The following is a 19,193-nucleotide window of genomic DNA, read 5'->3' on the forward strand; positions in this document are numbered from 1 at the left end:
GCGCGCGGGCGAGTCCTGCGGGCACCCGTCCGGAGGACAGTCTGTCCGGGCGAACATGTCCCGAAAGCGCATCAGACGGTCGACGCGTCCTGGGACCCGTCGACCGCCCGCCGCCAGCCCGCGCGTCTCACTCCTCGAGCTTCGCCAGCTTCCCGCGCACCCCGTACGGCACCGCCAGGCGCACGCGGAAGCCCTCGACCTGGAAGAAGTCGCGGATGAGCCGCTCGTTGATCGCCGCAGCGCGGTGAGCGACCGTCGCCAGGTCCTTGATCATCGGCATCACTGCCTTGCCGACGCCCTGGAACTCCTCGCTGAGCTTGCGCAGGTTCTTCAGCGCCGCGCCGCCGTCGGCCACCATCGTCTCGACCTCGGCCGGGTCGACCGCGTCGATGAGCTTTTCGCCCTTGGCCAGCATCTCCGAGCCCTCTGTCAGCAGGCCGTCGACCTTCGTCAGCAACCCCGGCGCCTTCTGGTCGACCAGCGCCACCAGCGAAGCGCCGCGGTCGATGATCCGCCCCACGTTCGGGTTCTCGAGGTGCGATCGGGTCGCCTTGACGATCGCGCGCAGGTCTTCGCGGTTCTCGGCCAGCATCGCCTTCGCGTCGGTCAGCATCGTCTCGACCTCGCCGAGCATGCGGTCGAGGCGCTCGCTGGGCAGGCCGCCCTCGTCGAGCGCTTTTGTGAGCGTGTCGACGCGCTTGACGATGCGGACCACGTGGCCGTAGAGCGCCTCGTCGCCCTCGACCACCCCGTTCATCGCGTTGAGCGCCTCGCCGATGTCGACGCTCGGGTCGACGCAGGGGATCTCCGACCCGGGAGGCAGCGGCGTCCCGCTGCCCGGCTGGCGCAGATGCAAGAACTTCTCGCCGAGCAGGCCCTTCATCTGCGGCGACGCGCACGTCTCGGCGAAGATCGGTACATCGGGGTTGATCCGCAGCTCGAGCAGCGCCCGGTTGCCGTCGATCCCGATCTTCTGGATCTGCCCGATCTGCACCCCCGCGATGCGGACCGCGTTGCCCTCGACCAGGCCGCCGGCGTCGTCGAGGTGGAGGCGGTAGTGGTGACCTGCCTTCGGTAACGCGCCGAGCGTCCACGCCAGCCCGGCCAGCGCGGCCAGGGTCACCGTGACGAAGATTGCGAGGGTTAGGTAGCGCGTATTCATGGCTTCACCTCACAGGACCTGGATCGGCCCCTCCGTGGATCGCTCGAAGAACTGATTGATGGCCCGTTGATTGGAGCGGAGCACCTCGTCCTTGAGCCCGAACGCTTGCAGCTCGCCCTTGTAAAGCAGCCCGACGTAGTCGGCGATCTTGCGCGCCTCGGCGGTGTCGTGGCTGATGACCACGAACGTCATGCCCAGCGTGCGGTGCAGGTCGAGGATGAGCTCGTCGAGCGTCGCCGACATCACCGGGTCGAGGCCCGACGACGGCTCGTCGCACAGCACGATCTTCGGCCGCAGCGCGATCGCCCGGGCGAACGCCACCCGCTTGCGCATCCCGCCGCTCAGCTCCGCCGGCATCTTGCGTTGCGCGTTCTTCAGGCCGACCCGCTCGAGGTCCTCCGCCACCCGCGCCGCGATCTCCCGCTCCGACAGCTTCGCGTGCTGGCGCAGCGGGAACGCCACGTTGTCGCCGACGCACATGTCGTCGAACAGCGCCCCGTCCTGGAACAGCATGCCGAACTTGCGGCGCAGCGCGAACATCTGCTCGCGGCCGGCCGAGCGCCGCTCGTCGAGCCCCGTGATGTCCTGGCCCTCGATGAAGATCCGGCCCGAGTCCGGCTTCATCAATCCGACCAGGCAGCGCAGCAGCACCGACTTGCCGGTGCCCGACGGCCCGAGCATCACCATGATCTTCCCGGCCGGCAGCGTCAGCGACACCTCGTGCAGGACGCGGTTGGGTCCGAACGACTTGCAGACCTTCTCGAGCGTGATCGCTGGTTGCTGCTCGGCCATGATCACCTCACGTACAGCAGCGCCGACAGGAACATGTTGAGGACGATGCACAGCACCGCCGAGTGGACGATCGCGCGGTTGGTCGCCACCCCGACGCCCTCGGCGCCGTCGCGCTTGAGCGCGCGGTAGCCGTGGTAGCAGGACACGATCGCCACCAGCCAGCCGAACACCACGCCCTTGAACACCCCCGCGGCCAGGTCGCCGAGGTGGACGATGTCGCGGACCTGCTCCATGAAGGTCCCGCCGTTGACCCCCATCTGCTCGGTCGCCGCCCAGTAGCTCGCCGCCAGGCCGACCACGTCGGCGTAGCCGCACAGCAGCGGCAGCATCAGCGTCACCGCCCACAGCCGCGGCGCCACCAGCAGGCGCATCGGGTCGACGGCCATCACCTCGAGCGCCTCGACCTGCTCGCTGATCTGCATGTTGGCCAGGCTGGCCGCCAGCGTCGCGCCGATGCGGGCGCCGCAGATCACCGCCGCCATCACCGGGTACAGCTCGCGGATCCCGCCGACCCCGCAGAACAGCCCGAGCAGGTCCTGCCCGCCGAAGCGGACGAACGTGCCGTAGGCCTGCACCGACAGGTTCATGCCGGCGAAGATCGTCAGCAGCGTGAGCAGCGGCAGGCTGCCGACCCCGGCGTCGAGCGCGTGGCGCACGAACTCGTCGCGCGGCGGCGGCCCGTTGAACTGGGCGACGAGCGCGCGGCGGACGAAGTGCAGGAACTCCACGCCTACACCCCCAGCCTCAGCAGCACCATGCTGACGAAGTAGTCCGCGACCAGGATCAGCACGATCGTCATCGTCACGGTGTCGTTGGCCGCCTTGCCCACCCCTGTCGCGCCGCCGCTGGTGCGCAGCCCGAGGAAGCCGGCGATCAGGCCCACGGCTGTCCCGAAGGCCATGCACTTGCCGAGCCCGACCCACAGGTCGACCAGCGACACCTGCGCGTACAGGTTGGCGAGGAACGACCCGTGGTCGACGCCCATCACCGGCACCGCGAAGAACCACCCGCTGACGAGCCCGAGCAGCGTCGTCAGCACGCTGAGCAGCGGCGTGACGATGACACAGGCGACGAGCCCCGGGACCACCACGTAGCGGATCGGGTCGACCGACATCACCGCCAGCGCGTCGATCTGCCCGCGTACCTTCATCGTCCCGATCCGCGCCGCGATCGACGAGCCGGCCTGCGCCGCCACCATCACCGACGCCAGCGCCGGGCTGTACTCGCGGAAGATCGCGGTCGCCAGCAGCGACGACAGCAGGCTCTCGGCGCCGAACATGCGGAACAGCCCCGCGCCCTGCAGCGAGATCACGGCGCCCACCGGCGCGACCGCGAGCCCCACCGGGATCAAGCAGCGCCGGATCAGCAGGTCCATCACCCGCAACGTTTCACGCAAGTAACGCGGACCCGTCACCAGGCAACGACAAACAGCACAGAAGAACTCGACGAACGCGGCGCACGCTTCGAACCAGCGGAACGACCGGCTCAACACGGCCGCCTCCCCGGTTTGTGACGTTCCGCCGACATGCTCCCTCGTGCCTTTTAACCGTGGACCAGGTCCCGAACGCAACAAATTTCTCGTCGCCGCGGGGAGGCAGGGAGCTCTCGCAGCCGCATGCGCGACCGCTGCTGGGCGTTTCCACGGACCTGGCCGCGGCCTCGCCTGCTCCAAGAGCCCTGCTTCTGCCGCGGAAATGCGGCCGAGGCGGCTCGCGCGATTCCGCGCAGCAGCCTCCTAGCCCCCCCGGGGCGCTCGTTTCCGGCAAATTTGACTCCCTCCGCGCGAGCGGCCAATGTTCCCGGGTGAGGCCGGTGAACATGCGGCTCGTAACGGCAGCCGTCGTCGCATCCCTGGGTCTCGCGTGTGGCCCCGGATGCGTCACGCCCGGGCCTGCGCAACAAGCACAGGCCGTCCCGCCCCCCGATTCCGCGCCGACCTCCGGCGGCGCGCCCGAGCCGGTGCAGGTGCAAGTACCGCCGCCGGGGCCCACGCCCGCGCTCACCGACGCCGCGCGGGACGCCCGGCTGTGGGCTCAGCGAGCGATCCTCGGCGAGCGAGCGGCCTTGCTCGAGGACAGCGCCGGTCAACCCTTCCCTGTGATCCCCGTCGCCGCGGGGACCGAGCTCCAGGCCGCGATGATGCCCGGCGCGGGCCCCGGCAACCTCGACGCGCTGCCCGGCAGCGAGGGCACCGGGCCGGCCGGCACCGGCGTCGCCCCGGCGATCAACGGCAACGCCCTCGGCCAGTTCATCCTGCTCCAGCGCGGCGCCGACGACCCGCTGCGGCACTTCCACGAGGCCCTGCGCCGCCTCGAGCAGGGCCTCGACGAGGACGGCAAGGTCCGCGTGCTGGTGTACGGCGCCTCGCACACCGCGGCCGACATCTACCCGACCTACCTGCGGGCCTACCTGCAGAAGCGCTTCGGCGACGGCGGCCTCGGCTTTTATCCGCTGGCCAAGCCGAGCAAGTACACCCGGCCGTTCGGCTGCACGATCGACAGCTCGCGCGGCTGGAAGGTCGAGCACGCCCAGCGTTCGGACGCGCGTGACGACGGTTACTACGGCCTGCTCGGCGCCAGCGCCTCGGCCAGCAAGAAGCGCGACGTGACGCGGATCTCCTTTAATCCGCCGCTCGATCGCAAGGCCGAGCCGCCCGCGGTCAGCCGCTACGACCTCTACTTCCTGCGCCAGCCGGGCGGCGGCAAGTTCCAGGTGCTGTTCGCCGGCAAGAAGGCGTTCACCGTCGACACCAAGGCCAAGCAGCCCGGCCCCGGCTATCACAGCTTCGAGCGCCCCGGCCCGCCCGAGGCGATCGAGATCCGTCCGGTCGGCGACGGCGAGGTGCGCCTGTTCGGCGTCACCGTCGAGAACGAGGCGAAGGGTGTGGTCGTCGACACGCTCGGCATCGGCGGCACGCGCGCCTCGAACCACCTCAAGTGGGACGAGTTCGTGTGGGCCGACAACTACAAGCGGCGCGACCCCGACCTCGTCATCCTCGCCTACGGCAGCAACGAGTCGGTCGACGACGACCAGCCGATCGGCGTCTACAAGAACAACCTCCGCGAGGTCCTCGCGCGCCTGCGCCGGGCCTCGCCCGACACCAGCTGCGTGCTCGTCGGCCCCGGCGACTTCCCGCTCAAGCGCCCTGACAACTCGCTCGGCCCGCGCCCGCGCGTCGCCGACATCGTCGCCGCCCAGCGCGAGCTGGCCCAGGAGGTTGGCTGCGCCTTCTGGGACACCGTCCAGTTCATGGGCGGCGAGGGCTCGATGGCCTACTGGGTCGCGGCTCAGCCCGCCATGGCGATGTCCGACCACCTCCACCTCAACCGCCGCGGCTACACCCGCATGGGCATGGCCCTCGCCGACGCGTTGATGTTCGACTTCGACGGCGGCGCGCCGACGCCCGCGCCCGGCGGCGACCCCGTGCTCGCGCGCGAGGCCCCGCAGCCCGACCCCACGGTGCCGCCCGAGGCCGTCCCGGCCGAGCCCACCAGGCCCGAGCCCGGGGTCCCCGACGCCCCGCCGCTCGCCGTCGTCCCCGCCTCCGCGCCCTGACGCCCGCCCACGGGGTCGCACTCGTCGCGCCCGCGTTGACGCTCGTGTCGCCGCGTCACCCTCCAGGGACGCCAGCGCCGCATCGCCGGTGGTGAAGTCCGCGACCGCAGCGTGGCGCCTCATCGCGCCGGCGCTTACGCGCACGACCACGCCTCGCCTCCTCGCGCCCGGTAGCCCCCGCGACCGCCGCGTCCCTGTCGTCGTCACCTCTCCGTGACGCCGCCGACCGCGGCTCAGAACGCCAGGCCGAACGTCAGCCCCACATGCGTCTGTCCGTTCGACCATGGCCGAACAGACAGCTTACCCACCGATTGCGCCGCCTTCCACGCGCGCCGCGTGACGATCCCGCGGCGCAGCAGGAACCCGCTGGCGACCGCGATCGGCACCGCGAACGCGAACGACAGCGAGCTCGACACGACCGCCGCGACGAACGGGTCGCCCCCGAGCGGACCGGTGCAGACGATCGTCGGGTCGAGCTCCGGGTCCGACCCCGGATCGGCGCAGTAGGAGCGCACACGAACCGCGCGCACCGCCTCGTACGTACCGACGCCGACGAGCGCCCCCGAGACCGCGGCCGTCGCCGCGCCGAGCCCGATCTCGACGTCGCCGCGCTCGCTGAGCGGCGCGCGCGAAGGTGGGGGCTGCCGCGGTGGTACGACGACCGCAGTCCCGTGCGCGCGGGCGCACCCGCACAGCATCGCCACGATCGTCGCGCTCGCTCGCATCCTCGGAAGTTTCTACCCGAAAGCCCGAGGTCAAGGCCACCGCGGATCGCGTAGGATCGGCGCCATAGGAGAGTCCCATGGCTCAACGCGCCGAGCGCATCGCCTTCGCCTGCCTCGCTTCCACCTTCATGACCGTCGCCTGCGGCGACTCGTCCCAGGCCAGCGGCACCGACACCGCCCCGACCTCGACCGCCCCGACCGGCATCACCCTCGACCCGAGCACCGGCACCGGCACCTCGACCGGCACCACCGACACGGGCACCACCGACGAGCCGACCGGCACCACCGCGACGAGCACCACCGTCACGCCGCCGACCTCGACCTCGACGACCACCACGACCGACCCGACGGCGACCGACACCGACACCAGCACGACCGCGCCGCCGTGTATCGGCCTCGAGTGCCAGATCGATCCGTGCGACGGCAACCCCGACAAGACCACGCTCTCGGGCATCGTGTTCGCGCCCGAGGGCACCCTGCCGCTCTACAACATCACCGTCTACGTCCCCGCCGGCCCGCTCGATCCCGTGGTCGAGGGCGTCACCTGCGACACCTGCGGCGACGGCCTGCCCGGCGACCCGATCGTCGCCACCCTCACCAACACCAAGGGCGAGTTCACCCTCACCGGCGTGCCCTCGGGCCAGGACATCCCGCTGGTCGTCAGCGTGGGCAAGTGGCGCCGCGAGGTCGTGCTGCCCGAGGTCGTCGCCTGCGCCGACAACCTCGCCCCCTACGACCTCACCCGCCTGCCGAGGAACCAGAGCGAGGGTCACCTCCCGAAGATCGCCATGGTCACCGGCGGCGCCGACCCGCTCGAGTGCCTGCTGCGCAAGATCGGCATCGACGACAGCGAGTTCACCCCCGAGGACGGCAGCGGCCGCGTCAACCTCTTCGAGGGCGACGGCGGCGCCGACCAGTACAGCAACGACCTCAACGGCGGCGCCGACTTCAGCAGCGCCAGCAACCTGTGGGGCAGCCTCGACACCTACAAGAAGTACGACATGGTCCTGATGGCCTGCGAGGGCGGGCAGAACGGCGGCGCCAAGTCGAACGCGATGCGCCAGAACCTGGTCGACTACGCCGGCCTGGGCGGGCGGATCTTCCTGTCCCACTGGCACAACATCTGGCTCGAGGGCGGCCCCGACCCGTGGCCGAGCACCGCCGACTTCGTCAGCGAGCCCGACCTGCCCAACCCGGTCACCGGCAAGATCGACACCACCTTCCCGAAGGGCATGGCCCTGGCCGACTGGATGTTGCACGTCGGCGGCTCGGAGGTCCACGGCGAGATGGAGATCAAGGAGGCCCAGTACACCGTCGACTCGGTCAACGAGATGACCTCGACGCGGTGGGTCTACACCGACTCGCCCGAGGACACGGTGCAGTACTTCACCTTCAACGCCCCGGTCGGCGTCCCCGCCGAGCAGCAGTGCGGCCGCGTCGTCGACAGCGACATCCACGTCTCGTCCGGCGACAACATCGGCGAGCCGTTCCCCACCGGCTGCGAGACCCAGGGCCTGTCGCCGCAGGAGAAGGCGCTCGTGTTCATGTTCTTCGAGCTCTCGGCCTGCCTGATCCCCGACGACGAGGACCCGATCCCCGGCTGACCCTCGGGACAGATCATCTGCTCCTTCAGCCAGCCGGCCACGCCGGCCCCCGGTCCCTTGTCCGGTGCGGACGAGCGATCGCGGCGGCCGGGCGGCGGCCTCGCCCGCTCGTCGTCCCCTCACTCGACCCCTTCCTCGTCGAGCTCCTGGTCGGACGACGGCGAGGTCGCGCTCGACGCCTCGCTGTGCAGCGCCGCGGAGCGGATCTCCCCGCGGCCGTGCGGACGTACGCGCCCGGACAAGGAAATCCGCGATGCCGGGTTCGGACATCACCACCCGCACCCCAGCGGATGCCTGCGCCCGCCACCGACCTGCGAGGAGCGAGGACGTCGCGTCCGCTCGCGCTCGATGTTCCAATCTGCGAGCCCGCGGCTCCTCCGCGTCGACCGCTGTCACGTGTCGCCGCGACAGCGCGGGCACCCGCACCGAGCACGCCGCTTGATGCCGCGTCGCTCACGAGCGACTTCCTCGTCACGCTCACGCGCGAGCGACCCGAGGCAGCGTGTCGCTCGCGGTCCGACGCAGGTCGTGGGGCGAGCGAAGCGGGCGGCGACGCGGAGCTTTGCCGACGCGAGCGTCTGCACCTGACCTCCGGGACATCCACCCGGACGCCGCCCGCGCACCGTCGACGCGCCGATCTCGCGCCTTCGCCGGGATCTCGCCGCAATCGCTTCGCCGCGTTCGAGCCCCTCGGCGCGCCCGCGGACTCGGGCGCGGACCGGCCCTCGGGCCGGCCCCCACCAGTTCCCGCGCGTCCCCGTCCGTTGTGCGGCAGATCGCCGGGAGCAGCGTTGACATGTCCGAAAAGACAGACCGCATCGCGCGATCGCGCCCGCCTTCGTCATGCGCGACGCGAGCGTGATCGCGCCGCGCGGCATGACCTTTCGGACATCTTGCCGGCGCGGCGCACACAAGTAATCGCCCCGTTGTCGCCGTCGCGCCTCAGTGTCCTGTAAGATGGGACCCCTGATATGCCGCCCAACGATCCCAGGCCGCCTGCGAAACCGGCGCCGCGGCCACGTCCCGCTGCCACCGCCAGCACCGGCGAGATGAGGGCGCCCGGCAAGCCGCCGACCTCGTTGGCCGGCAGGCCCGAAACTCCGGCTCCGGCGCCGGCTCCGGCCAAGCCGCCCGCACGCACGCCGACGCGGCCTGGAACATCGTCCTTGCCGGGCGTCACGCCCACGCGGCCCGGCACCGTCGCGCCCACGGGCAACACGCGGCCCGGCACCGCCGCGCCCACGGGCAACACGCGGCCCGGCACCGTCGCGCCCACGGGCAACACGCGGCCCGGCACCGCCGCGCCCACGGGCAACACGCGGCCCGGCACCGCGTCGACGGGCAGCGTCGCCGCGGCGGCGCGGCCCGCCCCGGCCAAGCAGCCTCCGGCGCCGCTCGGCCCCGGCTCGGTGATCGACGGCCGCTACAAGCTGGAGCAGCCCCTTGGGTCAGGTGGCATGTCGACGGTGTACCGGGGCACACACGCCCGCACCGGCGGCAAGTTGGCGATCAAGCTGCTCGACCCGCGCCTGTCGGGCAAGGCCGACATGCAGCAGCGCTGCCTCGCCGAGGCGCGGGCGATGATGGACATCACGAGCAACCACGTCGTGCGCGCCTACGACGTCGGCCAGACCCCCTCGGGGCAGGTGTACATCGTCATGGAGTACCTCGAGGGCGAGGACCTCGATCGCCTGCTCCAGCGCGACGGCCCGCTGCCGTGGCCGCGCCTGGCGAACATGGCGATCCAGATCTGCAGCGGCCTCAGCTCGGCCCACGCCAAGGGCACCTTCCACCGCGACATCAAGCCGCAGAACTGCTTCCGCGTCACCCTCGATCGCAACCCCGATCACATCAAGCTGATCGACTTCGGCATCGCCAAGGACACCAACAGCGGCCAGGAGCTGACGCAGGACGGCGTGTTGCTCGGCACGCCGGAGTACATGGCGCCGGAGCTGATCGCCACCAACGCCTCGCCCGACGCCCGCTCCGACATCTACGCCGTGGGCGCGACGCTCTACAAGCTCATCACCGGCACGCCGCCGTTCTCGAGCAAGAACGTCCTCGACCTGCTCTACCACCAGAAGCACACCGCGCCCGAGCCTCCGAGCAAGCGCGCGCCCGACCGCAACATCCCGAAGATCGCCGACGACATCCTGCTGAAGACGCTCGAGAAGGACCCGGACAAGCGCTACCAGACCGCCGACGAGTTCGGCCAGGCGCTGCTCGAGTCGCTCGAGGCCGTCGTCGGCGCGCCGATCGTGCGGCACATGAGCCAGCCGTTCCTGATGGCGATCCCCGAGCGTTCGCGGCCCGGGACCACGCCGATCGGCACGCCCGCGCCGAACCCCACGCCGCAGCAGGGCACCCCGCGGCCGGGCGCCACCCCGCTCGGCACCCCGACCCTCGAGGACGCCGAGTCGGCGACTCACTCGAGCGAGCCGGTGGTGGGCGACGAAATCTCGCGCTCGCAGCAGTTCGACACCGACGCGCCGCGCCCGGTCACCGGCAAGGACATCGTCGTGCGCGGCGGCACCCTGCTGTCGCTCGCGCTGGTGTTCGGCCTCGCCTCGTGGCTCGCCGCCCCGGCGCCCGGCCCGAACGACGTCGCCGCCGCTGCTGCGGCCGCTGCCGCCGCCGGCGACGACCTGCCCGAGCCCGAGCCGGTCAAGGCCGAGGAGCCGCCGCCGCCCGTCAACCCGCCGCCGGTCGAGCCGCCGCCTGTCCCTGCGGACAGCACGCCTCCGCCCGTCGAGCCGACCAAGGTCGAGACCCCACCTGTCCCCGAGGACACCAAGGCCGAGGCTCCGCCTGTCCCTGCGGACAGCAAGGTCGAGACCCCGCCGCCGGTCGCCGCCACCAAGGTCGAGGCCCCGCCCGAGCCGACCAAGATCGAGGCCCCGCCGGCCGCCGACCCCAAGCCGCCCGAGCCGGCCGCGCCGGCGCCCGCGGGCGCCGGCCAGCCCGACCCCGACTTCGGCTACCGCAGCGCCGAGAAGGAGCTGCGCGACCAGCACAAGTTCTTCCAGACCTGCCTCGACGAAGCCGGCCAGAGCACGGCCAAGCTGAAGTTCAGCATCGAGGTCCGCAAGTCGGGCATGCCGCCGCACAAGATCAAGGTCATCTCGAGCAACGCCGCGGTGCGGAAGTGCGTGCGCGGCCTGTTCGAACAGTTCCCGTTCGACCCCAGCCCGCGCGGCGGCGCGTTCGCGTACACCTACAACAACGGCAAGGCGACCTTCGAGAAGCTGCCGCTGTCGACCCCCACTCCTTAGAGGTCTTCGGGACATGTCCTCCACGACACCTCAAGACAAGCCCCCGGGCATCGCCCGCTTCGGCGCCGGCGCGGCGCTGCTGCTCAGCCTGCTCGGCATCGGCGTCGGCGCGTACCTCACGGTGCTGAAGTTCCGCATGACCTTCACCCCGTGCGCCTCGACCAAGGGCGCCTGCGCGATCGGGGGCATGTCGTGCGAGGACGCGCTGCAGAGCAGTTGGTCGACCCTGCTCGGCCTGCCGATCTCGCTGTGGGGCTCGGCGTTCTACTTGGTCGTCGCGGTGGTCGCCGGCGGCCTGTTCCTCCGCTCCGGCTTCCTGCGCGGCGCGGCCCGCCCGCTGCTGCTCGGCCTGGCGCTGTTCGACATCGCCGTCAGCGCCGTCTACGGCAGCTACGCCTTCCTGGTCCTCAAGGCCCCCTGCCCCTACTGCCTGTCGCTCTACGTCATCAGCGCCCTGCTGTTGATGTGCGCCCTGTTCGCCGTCCACGGCGCCCCGCGCAACCTGTGGAAGCGGCTGACCACGCGGCGCCAGGCCGACCTGCTCGACGCCGTGTTCGTCGCCGGCGTCGTGTTCGTCGTCGGCCTCGGCGTGCAGTCGGTCGGCTACCAGGCCACGCGCCGGTTCGTCGACGCCCAGACCGGCTGCGCCGCCCCGACCGCCGCGTTGCCGGCCACCGTGATCGTCACCGGCGCCGCCGAGCCCAAGGTCGGCATCGCCCTGTTCCTCGACCTCAGCTGCCCGCACTGCTCCAACGAGTTCCGCAACGTCGGCCGGGCGATCCGCAGCAAGGAGCTCGACGTGCCGACGCGGGTCTACGTGTTCCACACCCCGCGCGCCGCCTGCGACACCGAGGCCTTCCCGGCCGGCTACCCCAAGCACCACCCCGACGCCTTCAACGGCGGCGCCTGCCTCGCGGCCAAGGCCGCCGAGTGCGTCGAGAAGCTGCGCCCCGGCGCCGGCTTCGACATGATCGCCGCCCTGTTCGCGCTGCAGGCCGACCCCGACCCGAACGGCGGCCCCTTGTTCAGCCCGGAGCGGGTCGCCAGCAAGGCCGTCGACATCGGCCTCGAGATCGACCCGGACGACCGGGACAACGAGCTGTTTCAGTGCATCAACAACGACAAGGACGGGCCGGCGCGGATCACCGCGCACCAGAAGTTCGCCGTCGAGCAGGACTACAAGGTCCCGACCGGCTACGTGTTCCCGCTCGAGAACGGCGCCCCGCGCCTCGACACCGTCAACCATCTGCAGTCCGACTACACCGCCCGCGCGATCATCAACATCGTCCGCGGCATGGTGAAGGCCCCCTGATCCGAGCCGGCACTCATGGCCTCCGAGTTCGACACGACGACCAAGCTCCTGCTGGTGCTGACCGGCTTCATGGCCCTCATGGTGCTGCTCATCGCCTACGTGGCGATCTTCCGCACCGAGGATCCGCTGCTCGCCCAGGCCGCCGGCGAGACCGCCAAGACCGCCGAGGCCGCGCCCGCGGCCGACTGCGACGCCAGCACGCCCGAGGGCTCCGCCAAGTGCCCGCCGGGGCAGTACTGCATGGGTGACAAGTGCGCCCCGATCGACGACCTGGCGATCTGCGGCGAGGGCGAGAGCTGCCGCGACTGCGACTGCGAGATGCCGCTCGTGTGCCACCAGATGCGCTGCCAGGACCCGAGCAAGCTCGAGCGGGCCCCGCTCGAGTGCGCCCGCAACGAGGAGCTGGCCAAGGCGGTGCGCAACCTGCAGAACAAGTGCGCCAGCCGCGACAAGAGCCTCGGCGACCTCGTCTCGACCCGCTCGTGCACCCCGGCCGACTGGGAGCAGCTGGCGATCGACGACCCGCAGTTCGACCTGATCCTCGCCGCCTTCCCCGGCCGCTTCTCGGTCCATTACCCGACCGGCCTGCCGAAGAAGGGCACCAACTGGCCGACCAAGACGGTGCGCGAGCACTACAAGCAGCAGATCCGCCGCTTCAAGGAGGAGCTGTCGAAGGCCAAGCAGGTGTTCGTGATCGGCCGCGCCTCGCCCGACGGCGACCGCCAGGAGAACCACGACCTCGCCGTGCGGCGCATGGACATGGTCACCCAGATCATCGGCGAGATCGTCAACGAGGGCCTGGCGGAGACCGAGCGCAAGCAGATCCCGATCCAGCCGTTCGCCATGCGCGACGCCAAGCCGCTGAACCCCGAGCGGTTCAAGAAGAGCTACCTCGACGTCCAGGACAAGCCGGGCGACAAGACCCCATCGCCGGTGGTCGCGTGGGACGAGACCAACCAGAAGCGCATGCAGAGCCTGCTCGACGGCGCCATCGACCTCAAGGACCAGAGCTCGCGCGACTGGACCGAGCTGTTCAACGCCATCAACCGCGTCGTCCTGGTCGTCCCGATCCCCTGCGACGGCACCGAGTACAAGCCGCCCAAGACCATCCTCGACGAGTCCGCCGGCTGAAACCGCCATGTCCAGCGCCCCGACGCCGCCCCTGCTCGCCTACAAGCTGGTCGCCATCCTGACGACCTTCATCGCCGGCGTCAGCCTGCTGGTCGCCCTCCTGCTCGTGCTCCGCCTCGGCAAGACCCGCGACCTGCTGCAGGGCAAGCTGCAGGCCTGCCCCTGCTGCCAAGAGGCGCTGGTGAGCCCGCCGCCGGCCGCCCCGCAGCCGGTCAACACGCCGGTCAACCAGCCGATCAACCAGCCGGTCAACGCGCCCAAGACCTGACCGAACGACCATGTCCGAGCCGACCCGCCTCGACCTCAAGGACACGGACCCCGCGCGGGCCAAGGCCCGGCTGTACGTCCGCTGGGCGGTCGTCAACGTCATGCTGACCACCCTCGCCTGCGGCCTCGCCATGCTGATCTGGCTCAAGGAGGGCGAAGTGCGGCGCCAGCTCGCGCGCGTGCTCCAGCGCGAGAAGCAGGGCTGCGTCGACACCACGCGGGTGCTCGACAGCAAGACCGCGCTGATCGTCGACCCCGAGGAGGTCGCGCCGCCGCAGGACCAGCCGCGCAGCGGCTACGTCGGCAAGTTCGGGACCCAGATCTCGCCGGCCATGCTGGTCAAGCTCGAGGCGATCCGCGACCCCAGCAAGCCCGCGGTCGAGGTCCGCTTCGGCGCGCAGGAGGTCCTGCCGTCGCAGGCGGTCCACGTCGTCAACCTGTGGGCGACCTGGTGCGGCCCGTGCAAGGCCGAGATGCCTGACTTCAAGGCCATGTTCGCCCGCAAGGCCGAGACGTGGAGCGACGCCGTCAAGTTCGTCCCCGTCCAGCTCAAGGACAACACCGACCCGCGCAAGTCCTACCAGGACTTCGCCGACGTCATGCCGTACGCGGCCGTCAAGCTGGCCGACCGCAGCTACGACGAGAAGTTCGTCAAGGTGCTGGAGGGCGAGCAGGCGCGCCAGCTGTTCCGCGGCAACCTGCCCGTCACCTTCGTCCTCGACTGCAACCGCCGCGTCCGCTGGGCCAAGTTCGAGCAGCTCACCGAGGCCGACTTCGAGGACCTCGAGAAGCACCTCGACCAGCTGCACGCCGAGCTGTCCGACGACTCGCCCGACGCGTGGTGCAAGAAGTCGTGGCCCGGCAACGGCCGCTGCGAGGGCAAGGAGAACACCGCGGCCCACCACAGCCCCGAGGACTGCGGCGAGCTCAAGAAGCGCGGCCCCGCCGTCGAGTCCCCGGTCCTCCCGCCCGTCGAGGCCCCCGCCGACGCCTGTCCTCCGGGCCAGTTCCGCGCCGGCGACGGCCGCTGCTCCCGCCTCAAGGGCGCCCCCGTCACCACCAAGGTCGAGAAGCCCCAGGGCCCCAAGACCTGCGGCAACGGCGTCTGCGAGCCCGCCCGCGGCGAGAGCAGCCAGACCTGCTGCCAGGACTGCCCCTGCGACGCTCCCCTGGTTTGCAAGCCCGACGCCAGCGACCGCCACACCTGCCAGGCCAAGGGCCTGAAGTAAGGCCTGGTCGATAGATCATGTCCACAAGGACATGCTTATGGAAGCATGTCTATCGAGACATGCCCGATCGAGCAGGCGCGTGGCATGCCCCAGAAGACCCCTCGCCCGGCCCGCGGAACGCCAGCCCGAGCGCCCCGCGCCCGGTCCGCCGCCGCTCCGCAGCGCCTCTGCGTACCGTTTGAGCCGGCCGCGCGACATGTCCTCGAGGCCAGCTCGCTCGCGGCCTCCGGACCGCGCCCCGGCCCTCCGCCGACCCGCAGCGCCTCTGCGTACCGGTTGAGCCAGCCGCGCGACATGTCCTCGAGGCCAGCTCGCTCGCGGCCTCGGAACCGCCCGCGGAGCGTCAGCCCGAGCGCCCCGCGCCCCGGCCCGCCGCAGGTCCGCAGCGCCTCTGCGTACCGTCGCGCCAGCCGCGCGACATGTCCTCGAGGACAGCTCGCTCGCGGCCTCAGAATCGCCCGCTGAGCGTCAGCCCGAGCGCCCCGCGCCCCGGCCCGCCGCCGATCTGCAGCGCCTTCGCGTACTGCGACGTGCGCCCGCGCGACAGCCCGAGCCCGAGGCCTGCGCCGGCCACCAACCCGGCGCCGAGCCCGGCCACCGCCGAGGACACCGCGAACGTCGTCGCCGGCCCCTTCACCCCGCCTTGCAGCTCGGCCCAGGTCGCCGGCGCCGTCGCGTTGACCTCGTTGAAGCTGTTCGCGCCGAGCACCAGCCCGACGATGCCGCCGACCACGGCCGCCGCGCCGACGCCGGTCTCGACGTACCAGGCGATCTTCCGCGCCCGCTCCGTGCGGGCGTACCACACCGCGCCGCTGGCGATCAGGCCCACGCCCGCGCCGAGCACCCCCGTGCCTGCTCCCCGCAGCGTCGCGCCCGCGCGCAGCTCGGCCGAGCAGCCCTGCAGGTCGGACCAGGACATGCACGCGGCCGCGTCGGTCTCGAGCGCCGGCCCGAACTCCTTGCCCTGCGCCACTCCCGTGACGACCGCGCCGACGATCGTCAATCCGCCGCCGACCCCGATCGTCGCCAGACCGATCTTGCGCCCGTCGAACGGCTTGTCGGCGGGCGGCTTCGTCTGGTCCTGGGGACCTGTCTCTGGGGGCAGCGGCTTGAGCGCCAGCTCGGCCGTCAGCGGCGCGCCGGCGGCCACCTTCACCTGCGTCTCGGCGGGCTCGGCCCCGGGCGCCTCGGCGCGGATTACCCATGTCCCCGGGTCGAGCTGGATCACCCCGCTCTGCGCCGTGCCGCTCGGCGACACCGGCACCGGCAGCTGCGGCCGCAGGTCGGACGCCAGCTCGCTGACATACCGCGCCGTCACCGTCGGCGCCCCCGCGACCCCGTCGGCCTGCACGCGGACCTGCACGCTCGCCACCTCGCGTCGCGCGACCTCGAGCTGCGCCTTCGCCTCGTCGCGGTCGGCCCCCTGCACCTCCGCCAGCGCCAGGTACTCGTTGAGGTACGCCACCGCGTGCGCGTAGTGGCGGGCCGTGTAGCGGGTGACCGCCGCGTTGAACAGAAACCGCGGCTCCTTGAAGTCGCGCCACAGCGCCTCGAACTCGAGCGCCGCCTCGACGTGCCGCTGCTTCTCGAACTGCTGGTACGCCGCCGCGACCCGCTGTTCCTTCGACGAGGCCGACGCCGCAGGCGCCTCCGCCGTCACCATCGCCATCGCCAGCGCGACACCTTGCACGATCAGCATGCGCCCTCGTTCCCCGGCCGGGCCGCGAGTATAAGCCCCACCGGCCCGCGGGCCAAGCGAAGCGCAGCCCCGATCGCGCCCCACCTGCTTCAACGGCCAGGCTCGCCCGCGCGCATCGGGACGGCGCGCAGCATCCGCCTCCGGCAGCCACTCGCGGGCCTCGCCGCGCGACGGCAGCGACTCGAGCCCATCCTCCTGGGCCCGACAGCGACTCGAGCCCATCCTCCCGCTTCCCGCCGACAGCGACGCGGGCGCATCGTCCTGCGTCCCACAGCGACTCGAGCGCATCCTCTCGAGCCCCTCGGCAGCGACGCGTCTCGTCGCCCGACAGCAGCTCGAGCCGCCGCCCTTGACCGGCACTTCGTCCGCTGGTCCCGCGCGCGAACCCGCCGTCACCGTCCCCCCGGCAGCGTCTCGGGCGCGCGCCCGTCTCGAGCTCTTTCGACCGCGCAGGTCCCACGTGTCTTACCGTCCGCACCCCGCGAGGGAGCAGCGCGTCCCTTGCACACGCGAGGCTCACTGGACCCCCCGCTCGTGGCCCATCTGCGGCCGCCACACGTGAGCCGCTGTCGCGCCGGATCCTCTCCCCACCCGCATCGCGCGCCCACGCCGGGCGCGGTCGGCCCGCCAGCGAGCGCGCCGGCGCGTCTCCGCATTTCGCGGCCTCGAGATCGCCGTTTCTGCGAGATCTGCCTGCGCGCCTCGCCGCACCCTTGCGCTCGGCGGCGCGAGCGTCGACCATGTCCGCAAGCGCACCGCCATGCTCGCCCGCTCCTCGCTCGTCGTCCTCGCCCTTCTCTCTGCCGGCTGCCTGAAAGATCTCACCCAGGTCGAGACCGGGACCGGCGGCGTCGTCACCGAGACCACCACCGACACGACCGACACGACGGAGCCGTCGACCGAGACCGCGACGACGGACGACAAGCCCGCCTGCGGCAACGGCAAGCTCGAGCCCGGCGAGCAGTGCGACGACGGCAACGCCACCCCCGATGACGGCTGCGAGGTCGACTGCACCAAGACTGCCGGCGAGCTGTGCGGCAACAAGGTGGTGGACGACGGCGAGGAGTGCGACGACGGCAACGACGTCCCGATGGACGGCTGCGAGAACAACTGCACCGAGACCGAGATCCCGGCCTCCTGCGGCGACGGCATGGTCAACGGCGACGACGAGTGCGACGACGGCAACGACGACAACACCGACGCCTGCACCAACACCTGCAAGAACGCCGTGTGCGGTGACGGCGTCATCCTCGCCGGCACCGAAGAGTGCGACGACGGCAACGACGTCGACACCGACGAGTGCCTGTCCAGCTGCAAAGCCGCGATCTGCGGCGACGGCCAGATTCAGGAGGGCGTCGAGGCCTGCGACAAGGGCGGCGACAACAGCGACACCGCCTACGACGGCTGCACCACCCAGTGCCAGCTCGGCCCGCACTGCGGCGACAGCGAGGTCCAGGCCCCCGAGGAGGAGTGCGACGACGGCAGCCCCGACGGCGACGACCTGTGCAACGCCTGCAAGGACGTCCCCTTCCGCTACGTCTTCGTCACCTCGCTGACCTACAAGGGCGACGTAAACAAGCTCAACGGCGGGGACATCAAGTGCACTTCGGCCGCTGACAACGCCAGTCTTCCCGGCGACAACCCGAAATGGGTGGCGTGGCTTAGCGATGAGGAGCAGTCTGCCTCCGCACGGATGGATGACACTTTCGTGGGTTGGTACGTTCTCCCTGGCCCTGAACCCGTCCTCGTCGCGCGCGATTGGGCCGGCCTGACCTCAGGAATGCTGCAGAACCCGATCAACCGCGATGAGTCAGGCGCGCCGGTCGCCGCCGACGCCCTCGTTTGGACCAACACCAAGACCGACGGCAAGATCCTCTCGCTCGACACGGCCTCGCACTGCAACAATTGGGATTCGAACGCCGGAACCGGAAGCGTCGGCAACCCGAACGCCGCCGATGCGACGTGGGCGAATAATGGCGCCGTCGTCGACTGCAATTCCATGCACCACCTCTATTGCGTCCAAAACTGAAGCTCAGGTGGGCTGACTACGGCCTCCTCGGAGCTTCCGCCGCTCGGGACTGCGCCTATCCGCAGGCTCCAGGAGACCTATGCCCTCTCGCTCCGTCGTGCTCCTCGCCTTCCTCGCTGCTCACGGCTGCTTCTACAATCCCGAAGGCACCCTGAGCCAGCCCGGCACGACCACCGGCGACGAAACGACTGACAATTTTACTCCCACTACAACCGGCGACAAGCCCGCGTGCGGCAACAGCAAGCTCGAGCCCGGCGAGCAGTGCGACGACGGCAACGCCACCCCGGGCGACGGCTGCGAGGTCGACTGCACCAAGACTGCCGGCGAGCTGTGCGGCAACAACGTGGTGGACGAAGGCGAGGAGTGCGACGACGGCAACGACGTCCCGATGGACGGCTGCGAGAACAACTTGCACC

Annotated in this window: 14 protein-coding genes and 1 pseudogene; 9 read left to right on the plus strand and 6 right to left on the minus strand. The window is 71.1% G+C overall.

Translation table 11 applies throughout. The features are described 5' to 3' along the window. Window positions 1–127: 127 nt before the first annotated feature. The 4 genes from NAEX_RS10290 to NAEX_RS10305 are packed head-to-tail and all read right to left on the minus strand — an operon-like array spanning window position 128 to window position 3,446. Entirely contained in the window at window positions 128–1,162 is a 1,035-nt protein-coding gene (locus NAEX_RS10290; protein WP_096327333.1) for an MlaD family protein, read from the minus strand. 9 nt (window positions 1,163–1,171) lie between these two features. Continuing rightward, window positions 1,172–1,954 carry an ABC transporter ATP-binding protein gene (locus NAEX_RS10295; protein WP_096327334.1) on the minus strand — a complete coding sequence of 261 codons (783 nt, stop codon included), beginning with the start codon at window positions 1,952–1,954 and terminating at the stop codon, window positions 1,172–1,174. Between the two features lie 2 nt (window positions 1,955–1,956). Then, window positions 1,957–2,682 carry an MlaE family ABC transporter permease gene (locus NAEX_RS10300; RefSeq protein WP_096327335.1) on the minus strand — a complete coding sequence of 242 codons (726 nt, stop codon included), beginning with the start codon at window positions 2,680–2,682 and terminating at the stop codon, window positions 1,957–1,959. 2 nt (window positions 2,683–2,684) lie between these two features. Continuing rightward, the gene (locus tag NAEX_RS10305; RefSeq protein WP_143140935.1) at window positions 2,685–3,446 is read right to left on the minus strand and encodes an MlaE family ABC transporter permease; all 762 of its coding nucleotides are present in this window, start codon (window positions 3,444–3,446) and stop codon (window positions 2,685–2,687) included. A 473-nt stretch (window positions 3,447–3,919) separates the two neighbouring features. Between NAEX_RS10305 and NAEX_RS10310 the strand changes: the two genes are divergently transcribed. Then, on the plus strand, window positions 3,920–5,509 hold the full coding sequence (locus tag NAEX_RS10310; protein WP_143140934.1) for a GDSL-type esterase/lipase family protein: 1,590 nt from the start codon (window positions 3,920–3,922) through the stop codon (window positions 5,507–5,509). 233 nt (window positions 5,510–5,742) lie between these two features. Here the strand turns inward: NAEX_RS10310 and NAEX_RS10315 are convergent, their stop codons facing one another. Then, on the minus strand, window positions 5,743–6,234 hold the full coding sequence (locus NAEX_RS10315; protein WP_096327338.1) for a hypothetical protein: 492 nt from the start codon (window positions 6,232–6,234) through the stop codon (window positions 5,743–5,745). 77 nt (window positions 6,235–6,311) lie between these two features. On the opposite strand from NAEX_RS10315, the gene NAEX_RS10320 reads away from it, so the two are divergent. The 6 genes from NAEX_RS10320 (at window position 6,312) to NAEX_RS10345 (ending at window position 15,049) form a co-directional block, all read left to right on the plus strand. Further along, window positions 6,312–7,838, plus strand: coding sequence for a hypothetical protein (locus NAEX_RS10320; protein ID WP_096327339.1), 1,527 nt, complete (start codon window positions 6,312–6,314; stop codon window positions 7,836–7,838). 1,166 nt (window positions 7,839–9,004) lie between these two features. Further along, window positions 9,005–11,110: a serine/threonine-protein kinase gene (locus NAEX_RS53740; RefSeq protein WP_170135618.1), complete on the plus strand. Its 2,106-nt coding sequence runs from the start codon at window positions 9,005–9,007 to the stop codon at window positions 11,108–11,110. A gap of 13 nt (window positions 11,111–11,123) precedes the next feature. Further along, window positions 11,124–12,422: a vitamin K epoxide reductase family protein gene (locus NAEX_RS10330; RefSeq protein ID WP_096327341.1), complete on the plus strand. Its 1,299-nt coding sequence runs from the start codon at window positions 11,124–11,126 to the stop codon at window positions 12,420–12,422. Between the two features lie 15 nt (window positions 12,423–12,437). Next, the gene (locus NAEX_RS10335) at window positions 12,438–13,553 is read left to right on the plus strand and encodes a hypothetical protein (protein ID WP_096327342.1); all 1,116 of its coding nucleotides are present in this window, start codon (window positions 12,438–12,440) and stop codon (window positions 13,551–13,553) included. A 7-nt stretch (window positions 13,554–13,560) separates the two neighbouring features. Continuing rightward, window positions 13,561–13,821, plus strand: coding sequence for a hypothetical protein (locus NAEX_RS10340; protein WP_096327343.1), 261 nt, complete (start codon window positions 13,561–13,563; stop codon window positions 13,819–13,821). A 10-nt stretch (window positions 13,822–13,831) separates the two neighbouring features. Next, window positions 13,832–15,049, plus strand: coding sequence for a TlpA family protein disulfide reductase (locus tag NAEX_RS10345; protein ID WP_096327344.1), 1,218 nt, complete (start codon window positions 13,832–13,834; stop codon window positions 15,047–15,049). 448 nt (window positions 15,050–15,497) lie between these two features. On the opposite strand, the gene NAEX_RS10350 is transcribed toward NAEX_RS10345, so the two are convergent. Further along, complete coding sequence (locus tag NAEX_RS10350) at window positions 15,498–16,748, minus strand: hypothetical protein (RefSeq protein WP_096327345.1); 1,251 nt, start codon at window positions 16,746–16,748, stop codon at window positions 15,498–15,500. 760 nt (window positions 16,749–17,508) lie between these two features. Here NAEX_RS10350 and NAEX_RS10355 point away from each other — a divergent pair. Both NAEX_RS10355 and NAEX_RS53745 read left to right on the plus strand, forming a co-directional pair. After that, window positions 17,509–18,777 carry a DUF4215 domain-containing protein gene (locus NAEX_RS10355; RefSeq protein WP_096327346.1) on the plus strand — a complete coding sequence of 423 codons (1,269 nt, stop codon included), beginning with the start codon at window positions 17,509–17,511 and terminating at the stop codon, window positions 18,775–18,777. 79 nt (window positions 18,778–18,856) lie between these two features. Beyond that, window positions 18,857–19,171 (plus strand): annotated as a pseudogene (locus NAEX_RS53745) (DUF4215 domain-containing protein); the annotation flags it as partial. Window positions 19,172–19,193 lie beyond the last annotated feature (22 nt).

This window comes from Nannocystis exedens, assembly GCF_002343915.1.
Classification (GTDB): Bacteria; Myxococcota_A; Polyangia; order Nannocystales; family Nannocystaceae; genus Nannocystis; species Nannocystis exedens.

Excerpts from the sequence above, each read along its gene's own strand:
- NAEX_RS10290 (WP_096327333.1), bottom strand. The coding sequence starts at position 1,162 with ATGAATACGCGCTACCTAACCCTCGCAATCTTCGTCACGGTGACCCTG.
- NAEX_RS10335 (WP_096327342.1), top strand. The coding sequence starts at position 12,438 with ATGGCCTCCGAGTTCGACACGACGACCAAGCTCCTGCTGGTGCTGACC.
- NAEX_RS10350 (WP_096327345.1), bottom strand. The coding sequence starts at position 16,748 with ATGCTGATCGTGCAAGGTGTCGCGCTGGCGATGGCGATGGTGACGGCG.
- NAEX_RS10295 (WP_096327334.1), bottom strand. The coding sequence starts at position 1,954 with ATGGCCGAGCAGCAACCAGCGATCACGCTCGAGAAGGTCTGCAAGTCG.
- NAEX_RS10345 (WP_096327344.1), top strand. The coding sequence starts at position 13,832 with ATGTCCGAGCCGACCCGCCTCGACCTCAAGGACACGGACCCCGCGCGG.
- NAEX_RS10315 (WP_096327338.1), bottom strand. The coding sequence starts at position 6,234 with ATGCGAGCGAGCGCGACGATCGTGGCGATGCTGTGCGGGTGCGCCCGC.
- NAEX_RS10320 (WP_096327339.1), top strand. The coding sequence starts at position 6,312 with ATGGCTCAACGCGCCGAGCGCATCGCCTTCGCCTGCCTCGCTTCCACC.
- NAEX_RS10330 (WP_096327341.1), top strand. The coding sequence starts at position 11,124 with ATGTCCTCCACGACACCTCAAGACAAGCCCCCGGGCATCGCCCGCTTC.
- NAEX_RS10340 (WP_096327343.1), top strand. The coding sequence starts at position 13,561 with ATGTCCAGCGCCCCGACGCCGCCCCTGCTCGCCTACAAGCTGGTCGCC.
- NAEX_RS10355 (WP_096327346.1), top strand. The coding sequence starts at position 17,509 with ATGCTCGCCCGCTCCTCGCTCGTCGTCCTCGCCCTTCTCTCTGCCGGC.